The sequence below is a fragment of the Corynebacterium dentalis genome, from assembly GCF_900232865.1.
Classification (GTDB): domain Bacteria; phylum Actinomycetota; class Actinomycetes; order Mycobacteriales; family Mycobacteriaceae; genus Corynebacterium; species Corynebacterium dentalis.
Window position 1 is genome coordinate 17433 of the sequence record NZ_OCTS01000006.1, and the last position, 17485, is coordinate 34917.

Sequence of the window (17485 nt, forward strand, 5' to 3'; positions counted from 1 at the left end):
AAAGCATGGAGACCGAGAAGACACCTCTACTCCCCGGAAACCCTTCTCTTGCACAATCATCCCCCGGAAGTGCCAAAGGGCTCTTCCCGACCTGGGGAAATGCAAAACTGGTGGCACTTCCGGGGGATCATTGTGCAAACGCCAAACAAATCACCCCACCAGCACACAATCCCAGCACCGATAACCGCCACCCCAAGACCACCAAGCCCAGCACATATCCCTTCAAGTCACCCCCACCCACCAAAAAGCACCATCCCGAAATCAGGATGGTGCATTTCCGAGCCACCTAGCCGAAGCTAAGCAACGTGCAGCAATTAGGACGCAGCTGGAGCGTTAACGTCCTCAGGCAGTGCAGCCTTTGCAGCGTCGCACAGTGCGGCGAATGCTGCGGAATCGTTGACAGCCAGCTCTGCGAGGATCTTGCGGTCAACCTCGATCTCAGCCAGGCGCAGGCCCTGGATGAGGCGGTTGTAGGTCAGGTCGTTCTGACGAGCTGCAGCGTTAATGCGCTGGATCCACAGCTTGCGGAACTCTCCCTTGCGTGCGCGGCGATCGCGGAACGCATAGGTCTGGGAGTGGAGCATCTGCTCCTTGGCCTTGCGGTACAGGCGGGAGCGCTGACCACGGTAGCCCTTGGCGGAGTTGAGTACTTCGCGACGCTTCTTCTTAGCGTTCACAGAGCGCTTGACACGTGCCACAGTGATACGTCCTTTTCTAAGTCTTTATGGTGCGGGATGGTTCGAAAGGGGTGGGGCAGGAAAAGATTAGGCCTTGCCCAGCAGGCGCTTCATGCGCTTGGTATCGGCTGGCGATACGTCCTTGTCCCCCTTCAGGCGGCGGGTGCGCTTGGAAGGCTTGCCTTCCAGGAGGTGGCGGCGATTAGCCTGCTCACGACGCAGCTTGCCGGAACCGGTGATCTTGATGCGCTTTGCGGCACCCTTGTGAGTCTTCTGCTTCATTAGTGAAATCCTCTAGCGTTTTTGGGGTGTCTACGAGGGACTACTTCTTGCCCTTGCGGATCGGGCCGATGACCATCGTCATGTTGCGACCGTCCTGCTTGGGGCGGGACTCAACGATGCCGAATTCTTCGACGTCGTTAGCAAGTCGTTCCAACAGGCGGTAGCCCAGTTCCGGACGTGATTGCTCACGGCCGCGGAACATGATGGTCACCTTGACCTTGGATCCCTTTTCGAGGAAGCGGATTACGTTGCCCTTTTTGGTTTCGTAATCGTGATCATCGATCTTCGGGCGGAACTTCTGTTCCTTCACCACGGTCTGCTGCTGGTTCTTGCGTGACTCGCGGGCTTTCTGGGCCTGCTCGTACTTGAACTTGCCGTAGTCCATGATCTTGGCGACGGGCGGCTTGGCGTTCGGCGCAACCTCAACTAGGTCAAGGTCTGCTTCATAGGCCAGCTTGCGTGCATCATCAGTTTTGACGATCCCGACCTGTTCTCCGCCCGGACCGACGAGTCGGACCTCAGGGACTCGAATGCGGTCGTTTATGCGAGCTTCAGCGCTAATGTGAACTCCTCAGTCAGCAGTGGTTATAGGTTTAATACCGATTACTGCCAGTGAGTTCCCCGAATCCCCCAACACCATTGCACGCTGCGCGCATGCCGAAAATTTTTATTTTCGACGCCACGCTCTTGGCGTGCTGATGACCCGAGCCCAATCACACGAGGTGACGGTCACAGGTGGGAGAAGGAACTCCACTTGCAGTCCATATCCATCCGGAAGTGGCCAATAACTGCATGTCGCGAACGTGCGTCATGCAATGTACAGACGATTCCCGAGGGAATACAGACGGTAGTGCGATTGACTATATCAGTGGCTTATCCAGACACAAAATTGCATCGGTGGTAATTTTTAGACATGAACGCGCCTAGGCCCACGCTGACAGACATTCGCAATGCCGCTCGCCGTGCAGCGCAGTCACACGCTGAGTTGGCGAACATGTTGGATCAATATATCGGTGATCCCGCGCGGTCCGCTAATCAGCAGTCTCCTCAACACGGTGCCACACCAGTCTCTGTTTCCCAGGGCCGCTCCCCCCAGAACCCTTCGCCGCAAACTGTGCCGCGCCCCGTATCGCAGCCGGCATCCAACAATCAGCCCGTGCCACCGTCCTTCCCCGCGTATCCAGGTGCGCAGCGCCCGCAGATGCAGCCAGTAGCGGGCAACCAGTATGGAGCTGGTGTGCGGGCGAGTGTGGCGTCGGAAAAGAAGAACCTCAATCCGCTGCAACAGTGGTGGCAAAGGGAAGAGACGGTCACCAAGGTGCTGGCTGTCGTGGGCGGGCTGATCACGCTGATTGGCCTGGTTTTCCTGGCCACGCTCGCCTACTCCACGGGCATCCTGGGCCCGAGCTCGTCGGTGATCCTCGCGGCGATCGTTACGATCCTGATCTTCGCGACGGCCTTCCGCGCTCACAGGAACCAGCCGTCGGGGGTTACTGCCCCGGCGATGATCGTGGTCGCGGTGCTGGGAGGGCTGGCAGACCTGTGGGTTGCTGTCTTCAAACTGGAGTGGTTAAGCGAAATTACAGGCTCGGTGCTCACCACGCTGATCTGCATTGCCGGGCTGGCGGTGGCGTACCGATGGAACCAGGAGAAGCTGGCCGTCATAGTCACGCTGCTGTCCCCCGCTTTCATCACGCCCGTGTTCCTAAACGTTGTCCATGACACGCACTTCTCCCCTGCCATCCCCGGGTGTATCGCGGCCACCGCACTGGCGGCCTTCGGCGCGCGCTGGGGACGCCCGTGGATCAATCTGCACGCCGCAGCCTGCGCCATCTTTGTGCTGGGCATCGCGCTGACTTGGGAATCCCCGCACTGGACGTTCATCTTCTCCGCTGTGGGAGTGGCCGTACTGATCGTTTTCTCCTACGACCAGCCCGTGATTCCGCGGCCACTGACTGTCGCCGCGTGGCTCGCGGTCCTGCTTGCTCCGATTGTGGTCACGGTCGATTACACAATCTTCTACCTCATATTTGAGGTCATCATCTTCGGATTGGTGCTGGTGTGGGCATTCGCGGAGCACGGCTCGGCTCTGTTCCCGGCCAAGCCTGCTCCGCTTCCAGATAATGCCTCGGCGGCCGTCTACGTCAGTGCGGTGTCTGTGGTCGCGACGCTAATCATCGAGTACAACATCACCCTCAACGTGTGGTTCTTGGTGGGAATCATTGGGCTGTGTGCGCTGGTCATTGCTCTATTCCCAAAGGTGCATCCTGCCGCGACGGATCTCGCCGGCGCGGGTGCCCTGCTCACTGCCCTAAACGCCACCGCCCGGTTGTTGACCTTCAATGACTTCGAAGGCGATCAAGGAATCAACGTCTTCGATCACTGGATCCTGCCGGCGGCTGCATCGCTGGCCTTGGCCCTGTACTTCTTCCAACGCAAGCGCACGTTTACGGAGATGCAGATCCCTGTTGTGCTGGGCGTGGCCACACTCCTCACGGCCTCGTCCATCATCCCCGGCACCTTGCTGCTGATCGATAAGTCAGAGATGAGCTTCATGCTGGGCCACATGATCATCTCCGTCAGCTGGATTGTCTTGGGCATCCTGCTGCTCAGCCGCGACGGCGATCTATGGAAGCGCCTGGGCCTGGCGCTGGCCCTGGCTGCGGTGGCGAAACTGGTATTCTTCGACCTATCAATTTTGGGCGGTGTGGTGCAGGTGCTGGCCTTCATCCTCAGCGGTGCGATTCTGCTTCTGGCTGCGTTCCAGCGGGAGAAGCTCTTCGGTAAGAAGTCCGCGCCCGCCACCCCCCAGAACCCTTCTTCCAGAAACTAGGAACCTCGTGGCCACCTACGGGCCGAAGAAGTAGTCGCTGCGCCCCTCTCTGCAGCTCAGCCCTCAGCCGCTCAATCACTCAGCAGCAAACAGAACCGAATCAGTTCTGAGCTACCAGCATTGGCTTGAGGTACTGGCCCGTGTAGGAACCCTTCACCTTGGCCACGTCCTCCGGGGTGCCTTCGGCAACCACTGTGCCGCCACCGGAGCCGCCTTCTGGGCCCATGTCCACAATCCAGTCTGCGGCCTTGATCACGTCTAGGTTGTGCTCGATGACCACCACCGAGTTGCCCTTGTCCACCAGCGACTGAATCACCATCATCAGCTTGCGGATGTCCTCAAAGTGCAGGCCTGTGGTGGGCTCGTCGAGGATGTAAACGGTCCGCCCGTTGGAGCGCTTCTGCAGCTCTGCGGCCAGCTTCACGCGCTGCGCCTCACCACCGGACAAGGTGGTGGCGGCCTGTCCCAAGCGGACGTAGCCCAAGCCAACCTCCACCAAGGTGTCCAAGTAGCGAGAGATCGAGGTGACCGGCCGGAAGAACTCCGCTGCGTCCACGATCGGCATTTCCAGCACCTGGGAGATGTTCTTGTCCTTGTAGTGGACTTCCAACGTCTCGCGGTTGTAGCGAGCACCGTCGCACACCTCACACGGAACGTAAACATCCGGCAGGAAGTTCATCTCGATCTTCAGGGTTCCGTCACCGTGGCAAGCCTCGCAGCGTCCACCCTTGACGTTGAAGGAGAATCGGCCCGCTGTGTATCCGCGCACCTTAGCCTCGGTGGTCTCGGCGAAGAGCTTACGGATCTTATCGAATACGCCGGTGTACGTCGCCGGGTTGGAACGCGGGGTGCGGCCGATCGGGCTCTGGTCCACCTGCACCAGCTTGTCCAAGTGCTCCAGGCCGGTGACCTTCTTATGGCGGCCCGGAACCAGGCGAGCGTGGTTCAGGTTGTTCGCCAGAGTCTTGGCCAGAATGCCGTTGATCAGCGAAGACTTGCCAGAACCAGACACACCAGTGATGCACGTCAGCACGCCCAGAGGGATGTCAACGTTCACGTTCTGCAGGTTGTTTTCCTGCGCGCCGTGAATGGTGAGCTTCCGCTCGGAATCAATCTCCCGGCGCTGCTCAGGAACCGCCAAAACGCGCTTGCCGTTGAGGTACTGACCAGTGATGGAACGCTCCACCTTCTCAATACCCTGCGGCTGGCCCTGGTAGACCACCTCGCCGCCGTATTCACCGGCGCGCGGGCCAATATCCACCAACCAGTCCGCGGTGCGGATGGTTTCCTCATCGTGCTCCACCACGATCAGAGTGTTGCCCAGATCGCGCAAGTTCTCCAACGTGCTGATCAGGCGCGTGTTATCGCGCTGGTGCAAGCCGATGGACGGCTCGTCCAACACGTACAGCACGCCCGCCAGACCGGAACCGATCTGCGTGGCCAAGCGAATACGTTGCGCCTCGCCACCAGACAGCGTGCCCGCGGAACGGGACATGGACAGGTAGTTCAGGCCCACATCCAACAGGAACTTCAGACGAGCCTGAATCTCGCGCAGCACCGCACCTGAGATTATCTCATCGCGCTTGGATAGCGAGAGGTTGTCCAGGAAGGAGCTCGCGTCGGCAATTGAAAGGTTGGACACATCGGCGATGGACAGTTCCTTGGAACCGGAAGCGATGGTCACGGCCAATACTTCCGGCTTCAGGCGGCTGCCGTCACACGTGGGGCACGGAACTTCGCGCATGTAGCTGCGGTAACGCTCCTTGGACCACTCGGAATCCGTCTGATCCAGCTTGCGCTGCAGAAACGGCATCACACCCTCGAAAGGCGCGGAGTAGTTGCGCGTGCGACCGTAGCGATTGCGGTAGCTGACCTGGATATGCGTGGAATGCCCGTTCAGCACGGCCTTCTGCTGCTTCTTGTTCAGCTTGTTCCACGGGGTCTTGGGGTCAAAGCCCATCTCGCCGGCAAGGGCAGTCAATAGCTTCACGAAGTACTTGCTGTTCGGGCTGGAATCCCATGGTGCGATCGCGGAAATCAGCGGCGCATCCTCATCGGGGATTACCAGCTTCTCGTCTACCTCTAGGCGAGTACCCAAGCCATCACAAACAGGGCAGGCACCATAAGGCGAGTTGAAGGAGAACGTGCGCGGCTCCAGCTCATCCAGGGTCAGCTCGTGGCCGTTAGGGCAGGCCATCTTCTCCGAGAACCGGCGGATGCGTTGCGGATCATCGTCGGCGAGCCCCACCATGTCCAGCACCACGATGCCATCGGCCAAACGCAGCGCTGTCTCCACCGAATCCGTCAGGCGCTGTTTCTGCGAAGGCTTGACCTGCAGGCGGTCCACCACCACGTCAATATCGTGCTTGACCTGCTTTTCCAGCTTCGGCGGATTGGACAGCTGGTGCACCTCGCCGTCCACGCTGACGCGGGAGTAGCCCTGGGATGCCAGATCCTCAAACAGGTCCACGAACTCGCCCTTGCGGGTACGCACCACGGGCGCGAGCACTTGGAACTTCAGGCCCTCTTCCATGTCCAGCACTTGGTCCACGATTTCCTGCGGGGTTTGCCGCTGGATGATCTCGCCACACTCCGGGCAGTGAGGCACACCGGTGCGGGCGTAAAGAAGACGCAGGTAGTCGAAGATTTCCGTCACCGTACCCACGGTGGAACGTGGGTTGCGGTTGGTGGATTTCTGGTCGATGGACACCGCGGGACTCAGGCCCTCGATCAGGTCCACGTCCGGCTTGTCCAGCCGGCCCAAGAACATGCGCGCATAGGAGCTCAGGGACTCCACGTAACGTCGCTGCCCCTCGGCGAAAATCGTGTCGAAAGCCAGCGAGGACTTTCCGGAACCCGAAAGCCCCGTGAACACGATCATTTTGTCACGCGGCAAATCGATGTCCACGCCCTTGAGATTGTGCTCTCGAGCTCCCCGGACAACCAATCTATCGGCCACTTACACTCCTCATTTCTTCATTCCGCTGGTGCTGCGGGCTCGTGGACGTACTGATGCCACCCAAAGGCTTAAGTTTACGCGAACAGCGAAATCACACGGAACCCCGGATTCTCCACTACGGTGCGTGCCATGGCTTCACATTCTGATTCTTCCGTCCCCGAGATCCGTCATCTTGGTCACCCGCGTGCCGTGCAATCGGTTTCTTTGCGTGCCGACGCCACCCTCATTCACACCAGCGTTGATCCCATGGACAACAACTGTTGGTTCCTGGTGAGCCCCACGGGTGATGCGCTGCTGATCGATGCAGCCAACGATGCTGAACACCTGCTGCAGGTGGCGCGTAATTTCCAGATCCGCATTACGGACGTGTTGACCACTCATCGACACGACGATCATGTGCAGGCGTTGGTGGATGTGCTGGAGGCGACCGGAGCAAAGCACCATTCGGGCCGTTTCGATGCTGACGCCCTGCCCGCACGCGTGGATGAAACCTACGGCACTGATGACGGCCTGCCGGAAGACCTCCGCTTGGCTGGCGACTTTCGCGACTTCGCGCTGCAGGCGGTGGAACTGCGCGGACACACTCCGGGTGGCATCGCGGTGTTAGCGCTGAACCCCACGTATTTTACGCCGGGGCGAGCTTTTGTCGGAGATTCCTTGTTCCCCGGTGGCGTGGGTAAGACCACGAAGGACGAGGATTTCCAGCAGCTGCTCAGTGATGTGGAAACGCGCATTTTGAATCTTCCGGAGGACGTAATCGTCCACCCTGGCCACGGCGATTCCACCACGGTGGGTGCAGAGCGGCCACAGGTGGATCAGTGGCGCGAGCGTGGCTGGTAGCTGCTCAGATGCACACTGCGGGAAAATTTCTTGGACGTGAACCCGCAACCGCGTCGCACAAGGGATGAAATTATGTAGGCTTAATTTCTAGCTGGATAATTTCCATACGAAATTTCTCACAAGGAGTGGTGAATAATGATCCGCACAGTTGCACGCCCACTGCTGGCGTCTGTGTTCGTTCTCGACGGTGTTCAGATGCTGAAGAACACCAGCGATTACACCGAAGAGACCGCTGACATGGTGAAGAATGCACGCCGCATCCTTCCTCCGAACGTCGCAGGTTACATCCCTAATGACACCGAAACCGCAGTGCGCGTCTTGGCTGGTAGCAAGATCGCCGGTGCTGCTCTGCTGGGTTCCTCTAAGGCTCCTCGCTTGGGCGCTGGCATCCTGACCGCCGTGCAGATCCCTACCTCCATCCACCGCAACGCTTTCTGGTCTGCCAAGGACAAGGCTGCCAAGAAGGACAAGCAACGCGGCCTGATCACCGACCTGGCTCTGCTGGGCGGACTGGTCATTACCACCGCAGACACCGCTGGTAAGCCAGGTCTGGCTTGGCGCGTACAGAAGGCTATGCCGGGCAAGTCCGAGCAGGAAAAGATGATCGCCAACGCGCAGGATCAGGCAACTGACATCTTCTCCAAGGCCAAGGAAAACGCCATCGCTGGCAAGGAAGCAGTAGCGAACTACGTAGACGACCACTCTGACGAGTGGAAGGACACCGCAGCTGACCTCCGCGACAAGGCCGTTGAGCTGGGTGGACAGGCTAAGGAGTTCGCCACCGAGCAGGCTGATACTCTGTCCGTCCAGGCTGCTGACCTGAGCGATCGCGCCCGCGAGCAGAGCCAGGAACTACGTAAGCAGGGCAAGAAGGCACAGAAGAAGGCCCAAAAGCGTGCTCAGAAGGAAGCGAAGAAGGCACAGAAGAAGTACCGTCGCTAAAGACCGCTGCATCTGTGCGCTGAGGATTCCTCCGCGCTAGCTAGTTGCCGGATTCGAGCTGAAAAGCTCGGGTCCGGCTTTTAAGTTCTCTCCCGGCCCCCATAGCCACGTTTTCAAGACAAGCGTCAAGGATTGATGACAGAACACTCTCTCCCCTCGCGGCCTGCCGGTCACGGTGCCCGCCCCGAGCCCGCTGCGCATTCAGCTCTGGCGGGCGAACAAGCGCATTTGGATGACCTTTTGCGTCGGATCGATGATGCGCGGGCGGAACTGGAACGTCGCCTGAAGAACGTCCGCAAGGAAGCAGATATTGATGACCCTCAGGGTCTGATGATGCGTGACCGCGAAGCGATGGACATCAATCACCGCCTCGAGTCCTACTCCGCCGCGGAGATCGGCCTGATGTTCGGACGGATCGACGTGGAAGACGAGGATCCGGAAAATCCTGTTCCTTCCTCCCCCAGCTCCACTGCAGAAGGACTGTCCTTGGATCGCCGTTACATCGGCCGCATCGGCTTGCACGATGACGACGAGTCCATGCGCACGCTGCTGATGGACTGGCGCGCTCCCATGGCGCGCCCCTTTTACCTGGCCACGACCCTGCATCCGGATGGTGTGCACACTCGCAGGCACATCAAGACGCGCGGTCGCACTATCGTCAGCGTGGCTGATGAGAGGCTCATGGCCCGAGACGGAGACGGCCCAGCCCCCGCGGTGGAAGACGAACAAGCCACCGGTGCCACCGTGGCCACCGAAGCTGCCCTGTTGGATGCGGTCACGCGGGCTCGATCCCTGCACATGCGCGATATCGTGGAGACCATCGCCGCGGAGCAGGACACGATCATCCGCTCAGAGCATCGCGGTGTAACCGTGGTGCAGGGAGCTCCGGGCACGGGCAAGACCGCAGTGGCGCTGCACCGTGCCGCCTACTTGCTGTACACGTGGCGCGAGATTCTGGAGAAGTCCGGCGTGCTGATCATCGGGCCCAACGATCGCTTCTTGACCTATATCTCCCAGGTGCTGCCATCGCTCGGCGAAACCGGCGTGGTGCTGGCCACTCCGGGCACCCTGCTGCCGGGCATTACCACCGTGGCAGAGCGCTCGCTTTTGGCGCGCGAAGTCAAGGGTTCGCTGGAGATGCTCACCATCCTGGCCGATGCCGTCAAGACCTGGCAGAGCATGCCCGATCAGCCTCGGGACTTCACCATCGACGGTGTCACAGTCACCCTGACCCCGCGCATGGTGCGCGCGGCCCGCACGCGGGCACGCCGTTCGCGTCGGCCGCACAATCAGGCCCGCCCCTTGTTCGTGGAGCATGTGGTTCGTTCTTTGGCCGACGCCATGGCCGAGACCATCGGCGCCGATCCCCTGGGTGGCCACAATTTGCTGTCTGAGCGCGACCGCGCGCAACTCCGCGAGGACTTAGGCAATGAGGCGGTCATCGTGGAGGCGCTGGAAGAATACTGGCCCGAGCTGACCCCAGAAGCAGTGCTGGAACGGCTGTTTGCTCACCCCGAGGAGGCCGCCCCGGAGTACGACGAACAAACGTGGGCAGGTTTGCGTCGACAAGAAAAACAAAACACCGAAGGGACCGAAAACCAGGCTACGACCTGGACTGACGCGGACGCTCCCCTGTTAGACGAGCTGGCTGACCTCTTGGGACTCATCGACGACGAAGAGGCCGCCGCCAAAGAACGCGAGGCCTGGCTGGAGCGGATCGCAGAAGCACAGGAAGCACTGGACATCCTCACCGGCTCGGCGACCCAGGACCTCGACGATGGCTTCGCGCCAGAAGTGCTCATGGCCTATGACGTGATCGATGCCGAGACCTTGGCCGACCGCCAGCGCGTGCGCGATACCCGCACCACCGCGCAGCGTGCCGCCAAGGACGTGCGATGGGCATTCGGGCACGTCATCGTGGACGAAGCTCAGGAACTTTCGGAGATGGCGTGGCGGATGATTTTCCGACGCTCCCCCAACCGGTGGATGACCATCGTGGGCGATCCCGCGCAAACGGGAAACCCCGCCGGCGTGGAGACGTGGACGCAGGCGCTCTCGCCTTTCGTTGCCGACCGCTGGCAACTGCACCAGCTGACGGTGAACTACCGCACGCCTGCCGATATCGCCGCGCTGGCCGATCGCCTGTTGCGATGGATCGCCCCAGAACAAGCGGCCACCGTGTCCCTGCGCGAGCATGGCACCGGGGTGCGCGTGGCAACGGACGTGGAGGCCGCGGTTCGGCAGGCACGCAAGCTGGCCGGAGACGGGTTGGTCGGTGTGATTTTTTCCGACGACACCACCGTCGATCCCGCCCTATCCGATGAGCACACCATGGCGGCGAAGGTCTCCGATATCAAGGGGCTGGAGTTCGACGAGGTGGTGCTGGTGGATCCACAGGCGATCGCCGCGGCGTCCCCGCAGGGGCTCAACGACGTGTACGTGGCGATGACTCGTGCGACCCAGGGACTGACGCTGGTGGTTACAGAGTCGCAATGGGAGCAACTGGGCAGCGCCGAGGAAATTGTGGATTTGCTGGTCTAATTCCGCAGGTCTAATCCCGCTGTTCTAGTCCACCGTGTGGACGATCATCGTGTCGCAGTTGGATTGGCGCGCCAGATCTGCGGGCACGCTGCCCAGCAGGCGGCCGGTCAGAGAGTTAATCCCGCGGTTTCCCACCACTAGCAGATCACCCTCTACGTCCGTGACGATGGCCATGAGTGCCTCCACGGGAGAACCGGGACGCATCTGCGTGCTGACGTTTTCCACGCCCTCTGCCTTAGCCACGGCGACGGCAGAGGAGAGTGTCTCATCTGCGGACGCGTCCCCAATCACAGCTTTCGAATCTCCGCGTGGGGAAGACAAAGCATCGGCGTCGGACTCATAATACGCCGAGGCCAGAACCAGTTTCGCCCCGAATGCTGAAGCGATTCCCGCTGCTCGCCTGACCGCCAAGAGGGAGGAGTCCGATCCGTCAGTTCCCACCACAATGGTCTTGTACATATAAGCTATCCTACAGTCCGGCTTCCTTCATGCCCTTGAGTTCCTTATTCAAATCCGCGATCTCATCGCGCAGGCGACCGGCTAGCTCAAACTTCAGCTCGCGCGCAGCTTCCTTCATCTGCAGGGTCATGCTGGCGATCAACTGCTCGAGCTCTGGGCGAGCCATCGACTTCGCTTCGGCTGCCGCTGAGGTGGCCGTCTCCCCTGTCATGCCTAAGATCGCTTCGTCCGCCTTCACCGCGTTCTTAGACGCGCCCGATGCATCGGGATCCTCGCCAAAGTCCGCCACCTGATCCAGGATGTCCGCGATCTTCTTACGCAGCGGCTGCGGATCAATGTTGTGTTCCTTGTTGTACGCGATCTGCTTTTCCCGGCGGCGCTCTGTCTCGTCAATCGCGAACTGCATCGAATCGGTGATTTTATCGGCGTACATGATCACCTCACCCGAGACGTTACGAGCGGCACGGCCGATGGTCTGAATCAAGGAACGAGTAGAGCGCAGGAAGCCTTCCTTATCGGCATCCAGAATTGCCACCAGGGAGACTTCCGGCAGGTCCAATCCCTCACGCAGCAGGTTGATGCCCACCAGCACGTCGTACTCGCCCAGCCGCAGCTGGCGCAGCAGCTCCACGCGCTTGAGGGTATCGATGTCCGAGTGCATGTAGCGCACCTTAATGCCGTGCTCGAGGAGGTAGTCCGTGAGGTCCTCAGCCATGCGCTTAGTCAGCGTGGTCACCAGAACGCGCTCCTGCTTTTCCGTGCGCTGGCGAATCTGCTCGATCAGGTCATCGATCTGCCCGTCGGTCGGACGCACCTCCACCTTCGGATCAACCAGGCCGGTGGGACGAATCACCTGCTCCACGTACTCGCCACCGGCGGCCGCGACTTCATAATCGCCCGGGGTGGCGGACATGTAAACACACTGCCCCTTGCGGTCATCGAACTCTTCCCAGGTCAACGGGCGGTTATCCAGTGCCGACGGCAGGCGGAAACCGTGCTCCACGAGGTTGCGCTTGCGGGAGGCATCGCCCTCGAACATGCCGCCGATTTGTGGCACGGTCACGTGCGACTCGTCGATGATGGTGAGGAAGTCCTCCGGGAAGTAGTCGATCAGCGTGGCGGGGGCACTACCAGGAGCGCGACCGTCGATGTGGCGCGAGTAGTTCTCAATGCCGCTGGTGAAGCCCACCTGCTGAATCATTTCCAGGTCATACTCCGTGCGCATGCGCAGGCGTTGCGCTTCGAGCAGCTTGCCCTTGCCTTCGAGTTCCTGGAGCCGTTCCTCGAGCTCTTCCTTGATGGCCTTGATGGCCTTTTCCATGCGGTCCGGTCCCGCCACATAGTGCGTGGCCGGGAAAATGCGCAGCTCTTCCACCTCGCGGATGACGTCGCCCGTCAACGGGTGGATGAAGTAGAGGGCATCGATCTCATCGCCGAAGAACTCCACGCGCACCGCCAGCTCCTCGTAGGCGGGGATGATATCCACCGTGTCGCCCTTCACCCGGAATGCGCCGCGAGTGAACGCCACATCGTTTCGGGTGTACTGAATATCCACCAACAAGCGGAGGAACTGATCGCGTTCCACTTCCTCGTTGACCTTCAGCCACACCGAACGGTCCAAGTAAGACTGTGGAGTACCCAAACCATAGATACAGGAAACGGAGCTGACTACCACCACGTCGCGTCGCGAAAGCAACGCCGAAGTTGCGGAGTGGCGCAGACGCTCCACGTCCTCGTTGATGGAGGAATCCTTCTCGATGTACGTATCCGACTGCGCGATATACGCCTCTGGTTGGTAGTAGTCGTAATAAGAAACGAAGTACTCCACCGCATTATTCGGCAGCAAGCTGCGCAGCTCGTTCGCCAGCTGCGCCGCCAGCGTCTTGTTCGGAGCCATCACCAACGTGGGGCGCTGGGTCTTTTCAATCAGCCACGCAGCAGTCGCGGACTTACCGGTACCAGTCGCGCCGAGCAGAACCACGTCCCGCTGCTTGTCTTCCAAACGCTCTGCCAGTTCCGCAATCGCCTTGGGCTGATCACCAGCAGGCTGGTAATCGCTGATGACTTCGAAGCGCCCATCGGCGCGTTCCACGTCCCCGACCGGCCGGAATTCGGAATAGGACAGTTCGGGGCGCTCTGCTGCAAATGCCATGTGTCCAGTCTAGCGACAGGCAGGTCAGCGGTTGGCGACAGTCGTACTCCAGAACCGATCGACCTGGGCAAGCAGCTCGTCCACCGTTCCACCGTTGTCCATCACAGTATCGGCAGCCGCGAGCCTGGAATCACGGTCAACTTGGGCTTTGATCCGAGCCTTGGCGTCGGACTCATCAAGACCCCGAGACTCCACGAGACGCCGCACACGCACCTCATCGGGCGCATCGACCACCAGAACATGGTCCACCCGGGAGGTCTCCCCGTTTTCGATGAGAAGAGGCATGTCGTAGACCACCACGTCCTCCCCTGCCTGTTCCGCCTGGGCAAACAACGCATTCGTGCGCTCGCGAATGCGCGGATGGGTGATGGAATTCAGCTTCTCCGTGGCCTCCGGGGTAGCGAATGCCTGCCGCGCCAACTCTGCGCGGTTGAGCGTTCCATCCTCGTTGAGAACTCCTGCAAACGCCGCATCCAGTTCTTTGAGGGCAGGCTGCCCCGGTTTCACGATCTCGCGAGCCACCTTGTCCGCGTCAATGATCACGGCTCCGAGATCCTGCAAGCGCTGAGAAACAGTTGATTTACCCGAGCCGATTCCGCCCGTCACGCCGATTTTCCACATGACGATCAGTCCTACAGCGAGCCCTTGGCCAGGTTGCACTGGTAGAGGCTCACGGCCATGTTCGTGTAATCGATGCGGATGAAGTTCGCGAGGTCATAATCCTCCTCGGCGACGGCAGCGTCCCACAGCTCCTTGATCTCAGCCAGCTGGTTCTCCAACTTCGTGCACGCGGAACTGCTTCCCAGCGCGTCTCCGATGGAGGATCCCAGCGACCCTCGAGCAGCCTCTTGGATTGGAGGCAGAGGCTGAAGATCCTCCGCAGCCATCGCAGGCGAAGCCAAACCGGCGCTCAACAGCGCAGCGCTAGCGAACAATACGGGCAGCCTGCGGGCACGGGATACAAAATGCATGCCCAAAAATCTACATGACCAGTTCCTGCAACGCATGGCAGTACTAGATATATTGTGCGAATATCTTGTTCCATGAACGTTTCTTGGGATTCTCCTACTTCTCCGCGGCCTTTTTCCACTGCGATTGCGGCGCTCGCCACAGCCAGCGTGGTCGCTAGCACCCTCGCGGCAGCCACCTCTCTGTCCACCGGCACCGCCAGCGCCGATCCCTGCGATACCTATCGCCCCAGCCTCGGCGACCAACTGGCTGCCTCTAGCTTGGGTGAGTCCCTCGGTTCGGGTTCCTCTGCTCCCAGCTGGCTGACGGGCCACCCAGAAGGCCTGCCGCAGTTGTCCGGCAACACTCAAGCCATGAACTTCCTCACTGGTCCCAACAGCCCCGATACGCTGCGGATGAAAGGTCTGAACTCCACGGACTTGGGCATCATGTGGGATGCCGGGGATTCCCGCGTTTTGGCCGCTTTCGGCGATAGCTTCACCTGCGGCGCCAACGGCGACGGCTGGCACTCCAACTCCCTGTTCCAAACCCACGACGAAAATCCTTCCAATGGCATCTTCTTGGAAGGCCCCGCCACCGGTTCCCGTTCGGAGGAGTTCCTCCCCCGCTCGCTGAAGATCGACAAAGTAGAGATGACCATCATCCCTACCGCTGGTATCGAAGTAAACGGCGCGCAGTACGTGGACTTCATGTCCGTGAAGCACTGGGGCAATCCCGGCAGTTGGACCACGAACTATGCGCAGACTGCAAAGTCCACCGACGGCGGCAAGACCTGGTCCGTGGTTCCTAACTCAATGCGCACCAACACGTCCGCCTCGAATGATTCCCGCCTCCCCACCCTGGTTGCTCACCAGCCAGGTGCGGAGACCTTCCAGATGACCGCCTTTGCCAAGACGCCATCTGCGGACGGCTTCGTCTACGTGTACGGCACCCCCAACGGCCGTTCGGGTCAGGCTCGTCTGGCTCGCATCCCCGAGGCTTCGTTCCCCACCTGGTCTGCCGCGGAGTTCTGGGATGGTTCTTCGTGGTCGTCTTCCATGTCCCGTGCAACCCCCGTTATCGACGGCAGGGTTTCCGAACTTTCGGTGATGTACAACGATCAAATTGAGGCGTGGCTTGCGCTATACGAGACCACGGAAGGCATCGTGATCCGCAAGGCAGATTCTCCAGAAGGCCCATGGAGCGACAAGCACACGCTGGTGTCCCGCACCCAGGTGCCGGATCTGTACGGCGGGTACATGTTCCCGCACCAAGTAAATAACAGCTTGTACTGGGTGGGCACCTCGTGGGCGCAGTACAACGCGGTGGTCTTCAAGACTGATCTGAACGCCGTGTTCTGATCAGCGCTGGTCTGGCCTTCTTTGGTCTGGCCTTTCCTAGTCTGACGTTCTTTGGTTGGCGCGAGCTTATCCAAGACACAAGAAAGTCCGCCTCCCAGCTGCTCGCTGGGAGGCGGACTTTCTTGTTACGCGTTATGCGCTTGAGCTACGTAGCTATCAGGCTAAGTTTAGCGCTCGAGGATAGCGACGATGCCCTGTCCACCTGCTGCACAGATGGATACGAGGGTACGGCCACCACCGTTTTCTTCCAGCACCTTCGCTGCGGTGGCCAGGATGCGGCCGCCGGTTGCTGCGAATGGGTGGCCGGCTGCCAAGGAGGAACCCTTGACGTTGAGCTTCGCGCGGTCGATGGATCCCAGTGGGGCATCCAGACCCAGACGCTCGCGGCAGTACTCTTCGGATTCCCAAGCCTTCAGGGTAGCCAGGGTCTGGGAAGCGAATGCCTCGTGGATCTCATAGAAGTCGAAGTCCTGCAGGGTCAGGCCGTTGCGCTCCAGCATGCGTGGCACTGCGTAGGTTGGGCTCATCAGCAGGCCGTCTGGGGTCAGGCCATCGCGGCCGTGGATGAAGTCCACGGAAGCAACCTCGGAATCAACCAGGTATGCGCGCACTGGCAGGTTGTGCTCAGCAGCCCACTCCTCGGAGGCCAGCAGCACAGCGGATGCGCCGTCGGTCAGTGGGGTGGAGTTACCGGCGGTCATGGTTGCCTCGGTGCCGTGAGCCTCTGCATCGCGCTTGCCGAAGACTGGCTTGAGCTTGCCCAGCTTCTCCACAGTGGAATCTGGGCGCAGGTTGGTGTCACGCTGCACGTTGAGGAATGGGGTCAGCAGGTCATCGAAGAAGCCTTCTTCGTAAGCCTTAGCCAGCTTCTGGTGGGACTCTGCGGCCAGCTGATCCTGGTCCTCGCGGGTGATTTCCAGCTCGCGAGCCGTGATGGCTGCGTGGTCACCCATGGACAGGCCGGTGCGTGGCTCGCCGTTGTTTGGCTGCTCTGGAGCCAGCTGGGATGGGCGGATGGAGCCCAGCAGCTTGACGCGGTCACCGGTGGTCTTGGCGTTGTTGACCTTGATGAGGGTCTTGCGCAGCTCGTCGTTGACGGCCAGTGGAGCATCGGAGGTGGTGTCCACACCACCGGCGATGCCGGCTTCGATGCGACCCATAGCGATGGCATCGCCAACCTGCACTGCGGCGTCCAGGCCGGTGCCACAAGCCATCTGCACATCGTTGGCAGGGGTGGAGGAAGCCAGAGCGGAGCCCAGGACAACCTCGCGGGTGAGGTTGAAGTCACGGGAGTGCTTCAGCACGGCGCCGGCGCTGACGAAGCCCAGCTGCTCGCCCTGCAGGCCGTAGCGGGCCACGAGGCCGTCAACGGCCGCGGTCAGCATGTCCTGGTTAGAGGCGTTGGAGTACTCCTTGTTGGAGCGGGCGAAAGGAATGCGGTTGCCACCGAGGATGGCGACCTTGCGAGGAGATCCGTTAGTCATGTTCTGA

The 17485-nt window shown here is 60.5% G+C and carries 14 protein-coding genes; 5 read left to right on the top strand and 9 right to left on the bottom strand.

Features of this window, described 5'->3' with window-relative positions; all coding sequences use genetic code 11:
• Positions 1 to 314 precede the first annotated feature (314 nt).
• From rplT to infC, 3 genes are all read right to left on the bottom strand, one after another.
• Entirely contained in the window at positions 315 to 698 is a 384-nt protein-coding gene (gene rplT, locus CS919_RS07420) for a 50S ribosomal protein L20 (RefSeq protein ID WP_099298873.1), read from the bottom strand.
• Between the two features lie 66 nt (positions 699 to 764).
• The gene (gene rpmI / locus CS919_RS07425) at positions 765 to 959 is read right to left on the bottom strand and encodes a 50S ribosomal protein L35 (protein ID WP_099298874.1); all 195 of its coding nucleotides are present in this window, start codon (positions 957 to 959) and stop codon (positions 765 to 767) included.
• A 40-nt stretch (positions 960 to 999) separates the two neighbouring features.
• Positions 1000 to 1521, bottom strand: a complete 522-nt coding sequence (gene infC / locus CS919_RS07430; protein WP_234990877.1) for a translation initiation factor IF-3 — start codon at positions 1519 to 1521, stop codon at positions 1000 to 1002.
• Between the two features lie 351 nt (positions 1522 to 1872).
• On the opposite strand from infC, the gene CS919_RS07435 reads away from it, so the two are divergent.
• Positions 1873 to 3792 carry a DUF2339 domain-containing protein gene (locus CS919_RS07435; RefSeq protein WP_099298876.1) on the top strand — a complete coding sequence of 640 codons (1920 nt, stop codon included), beginning with the start codon at positions 1873 to 1875 and terminating at the stop codon, positions 3790 to 3792.
• 100 nt (positions 3793 to 3892) lie between these two features.
• Here the strand turns inward: CS919_RS07435 and uvrA are convergent, their stop codons facing one another.
• Positions 3893 to 6751: an excinuclease ABC subunit UvrA gene (gene uvrA / locus CS919_RS07440; protein ID WP_099298877.1), complete on the bottom strand. Its 2859-nt coding sequence runs from the start codon at positions 6749 to 6751 to the stop codon at positions 3893 to 3895.
• A 129-nt stretch (positions 6752 to 6880) separates the two neighbouring features.
• Here uvrA and CS919_RS07445 point away from each other — a divergent pair, with 129 nt between their 5' ends.
• The 3 genes from CS919_RS07445 to CS919_RS07455 all read left to right on the top strand — a co-directional run bounded on the left by CS919_RS07445 (position 6881) and on the right by CS919_RS07455 (position 11074).
• Positions 6881 to 7591 (top strand): MBL fold metallo-hydrolase, encoded by a 711-nt coding sequence (locus CS919_RS07445; RefSeq protein ID WP_234990862.1) that lies wholly within the window; start codon positions 6881 to 6883, stop codon positions 7589 to 7591.
• Between the two features lie 135 nt (positions 7592 to 7726).
• The gene (locus CS919_RS07450) at positions 7727 to 8533 is read left to right on the top strand and encodes a DoxX family protein (protein ID WP_099298878.1); all 807 of its coding nucleotides are present in this window, start codon (positions 7727 to 7729) and stop codon (positions 8531 to 8533) included.
• 135 nt (positions 8534 to 8668) lie between these two features.
• A complete protein-coding gene (locus CS919_RS07455; RefSeq protein WP_099298879.1) occupies positions 8669 to 11074 on the top strand; it encodes a HelD family protein in 2406 nt (801 codons plus the stop codon).
• Between the two features lie 24 nt (positions 11075 to 11098).
• Here CS919_RS07455 and CS919_RS07460 read toward each other — a convergent pair whose 3' ends face one another.
• The 4 genes from CS919_RS07460 to CS919_RS07475 are packed head-to-tail and all read right to left on the bottom strand — an operon-like array spanning position 11099 to position 14656.
• Complete coding sequence (locus CS919_RS07460; RefSeq protein WP_099298880.1) at positions 11099 to 11533, bottom strand: universal stress protein; 435 nt, start codon at positions 11531 to 11533, stop codon at positions 11099 to 11101.
• A 10-nt stretch (positions 11534 to 11543) separates the two neighbouring features.
• A complete protein-coding gene (gene uvrB / locus CS919_RS07465; protein ID WP_099298881.1) occupies positions 11544 to 13685 on the bottom strand; it encodes an excinuclease ABC subunit UvrB in 2142 nt (713 codons plus the stop codon).
• Positions 13686 to 13709: 24 nt separating this feature from the next.
• A complete protein-coding gene (coaE, locus tag CS919_RS07470) occupies positions 13710 to 14306 on the bottom strand; it encodes a dephospho-CoA kinase (protein ID WP_099298882.1) in 597 nt (198 codons plus the stop codon).
• 11 nt (positions 14307 to 14317) lie between these two features.
• Positions 14318 to 14656, bottom strand: a complete 339-nt coding sequence (locus CS919_RS07475) for a hypothetical protein (RefSeq protein WP_099298883.1) — start codon at positions 14654 to 14656, stop codon at positions 14318 to 14320.
• A gap of 72 nt (positions 14657 to 14728) precedes the next feature.
• Between CS919_RS07475 and CS919_RS07480 the strand changes: the two genes are divergently transcribed.
• Entirely contained in the window at positions 14729 to 15994 is a 1266-nt protein-coding gene (locus tag CS919_RS07480) for a glycoside hydrolase family 183 protein (RefSeq protein ID WP_099298884.1), read from the top strand.
• A 167-nt stretch (positions 15995 to 16161) separates the two neighbouring features.
• On the opposite strand, the gene CS919_RS07485 is transcribed toward CS919_RS07480, so the two are convergent.
• Positions 16162 to 17478, bottom strand: coding sequence for an acetyl-CoA C-acetyltransferase (locus CS919_RS07485; RefSeq protein WP_099298885.1), 1317 nt, complete (start codon positions 17476 to 17478; stop codon positions 16162 to 16164).
• Positions 17479 to 17485: the final 7 nt, after the last annotated feature.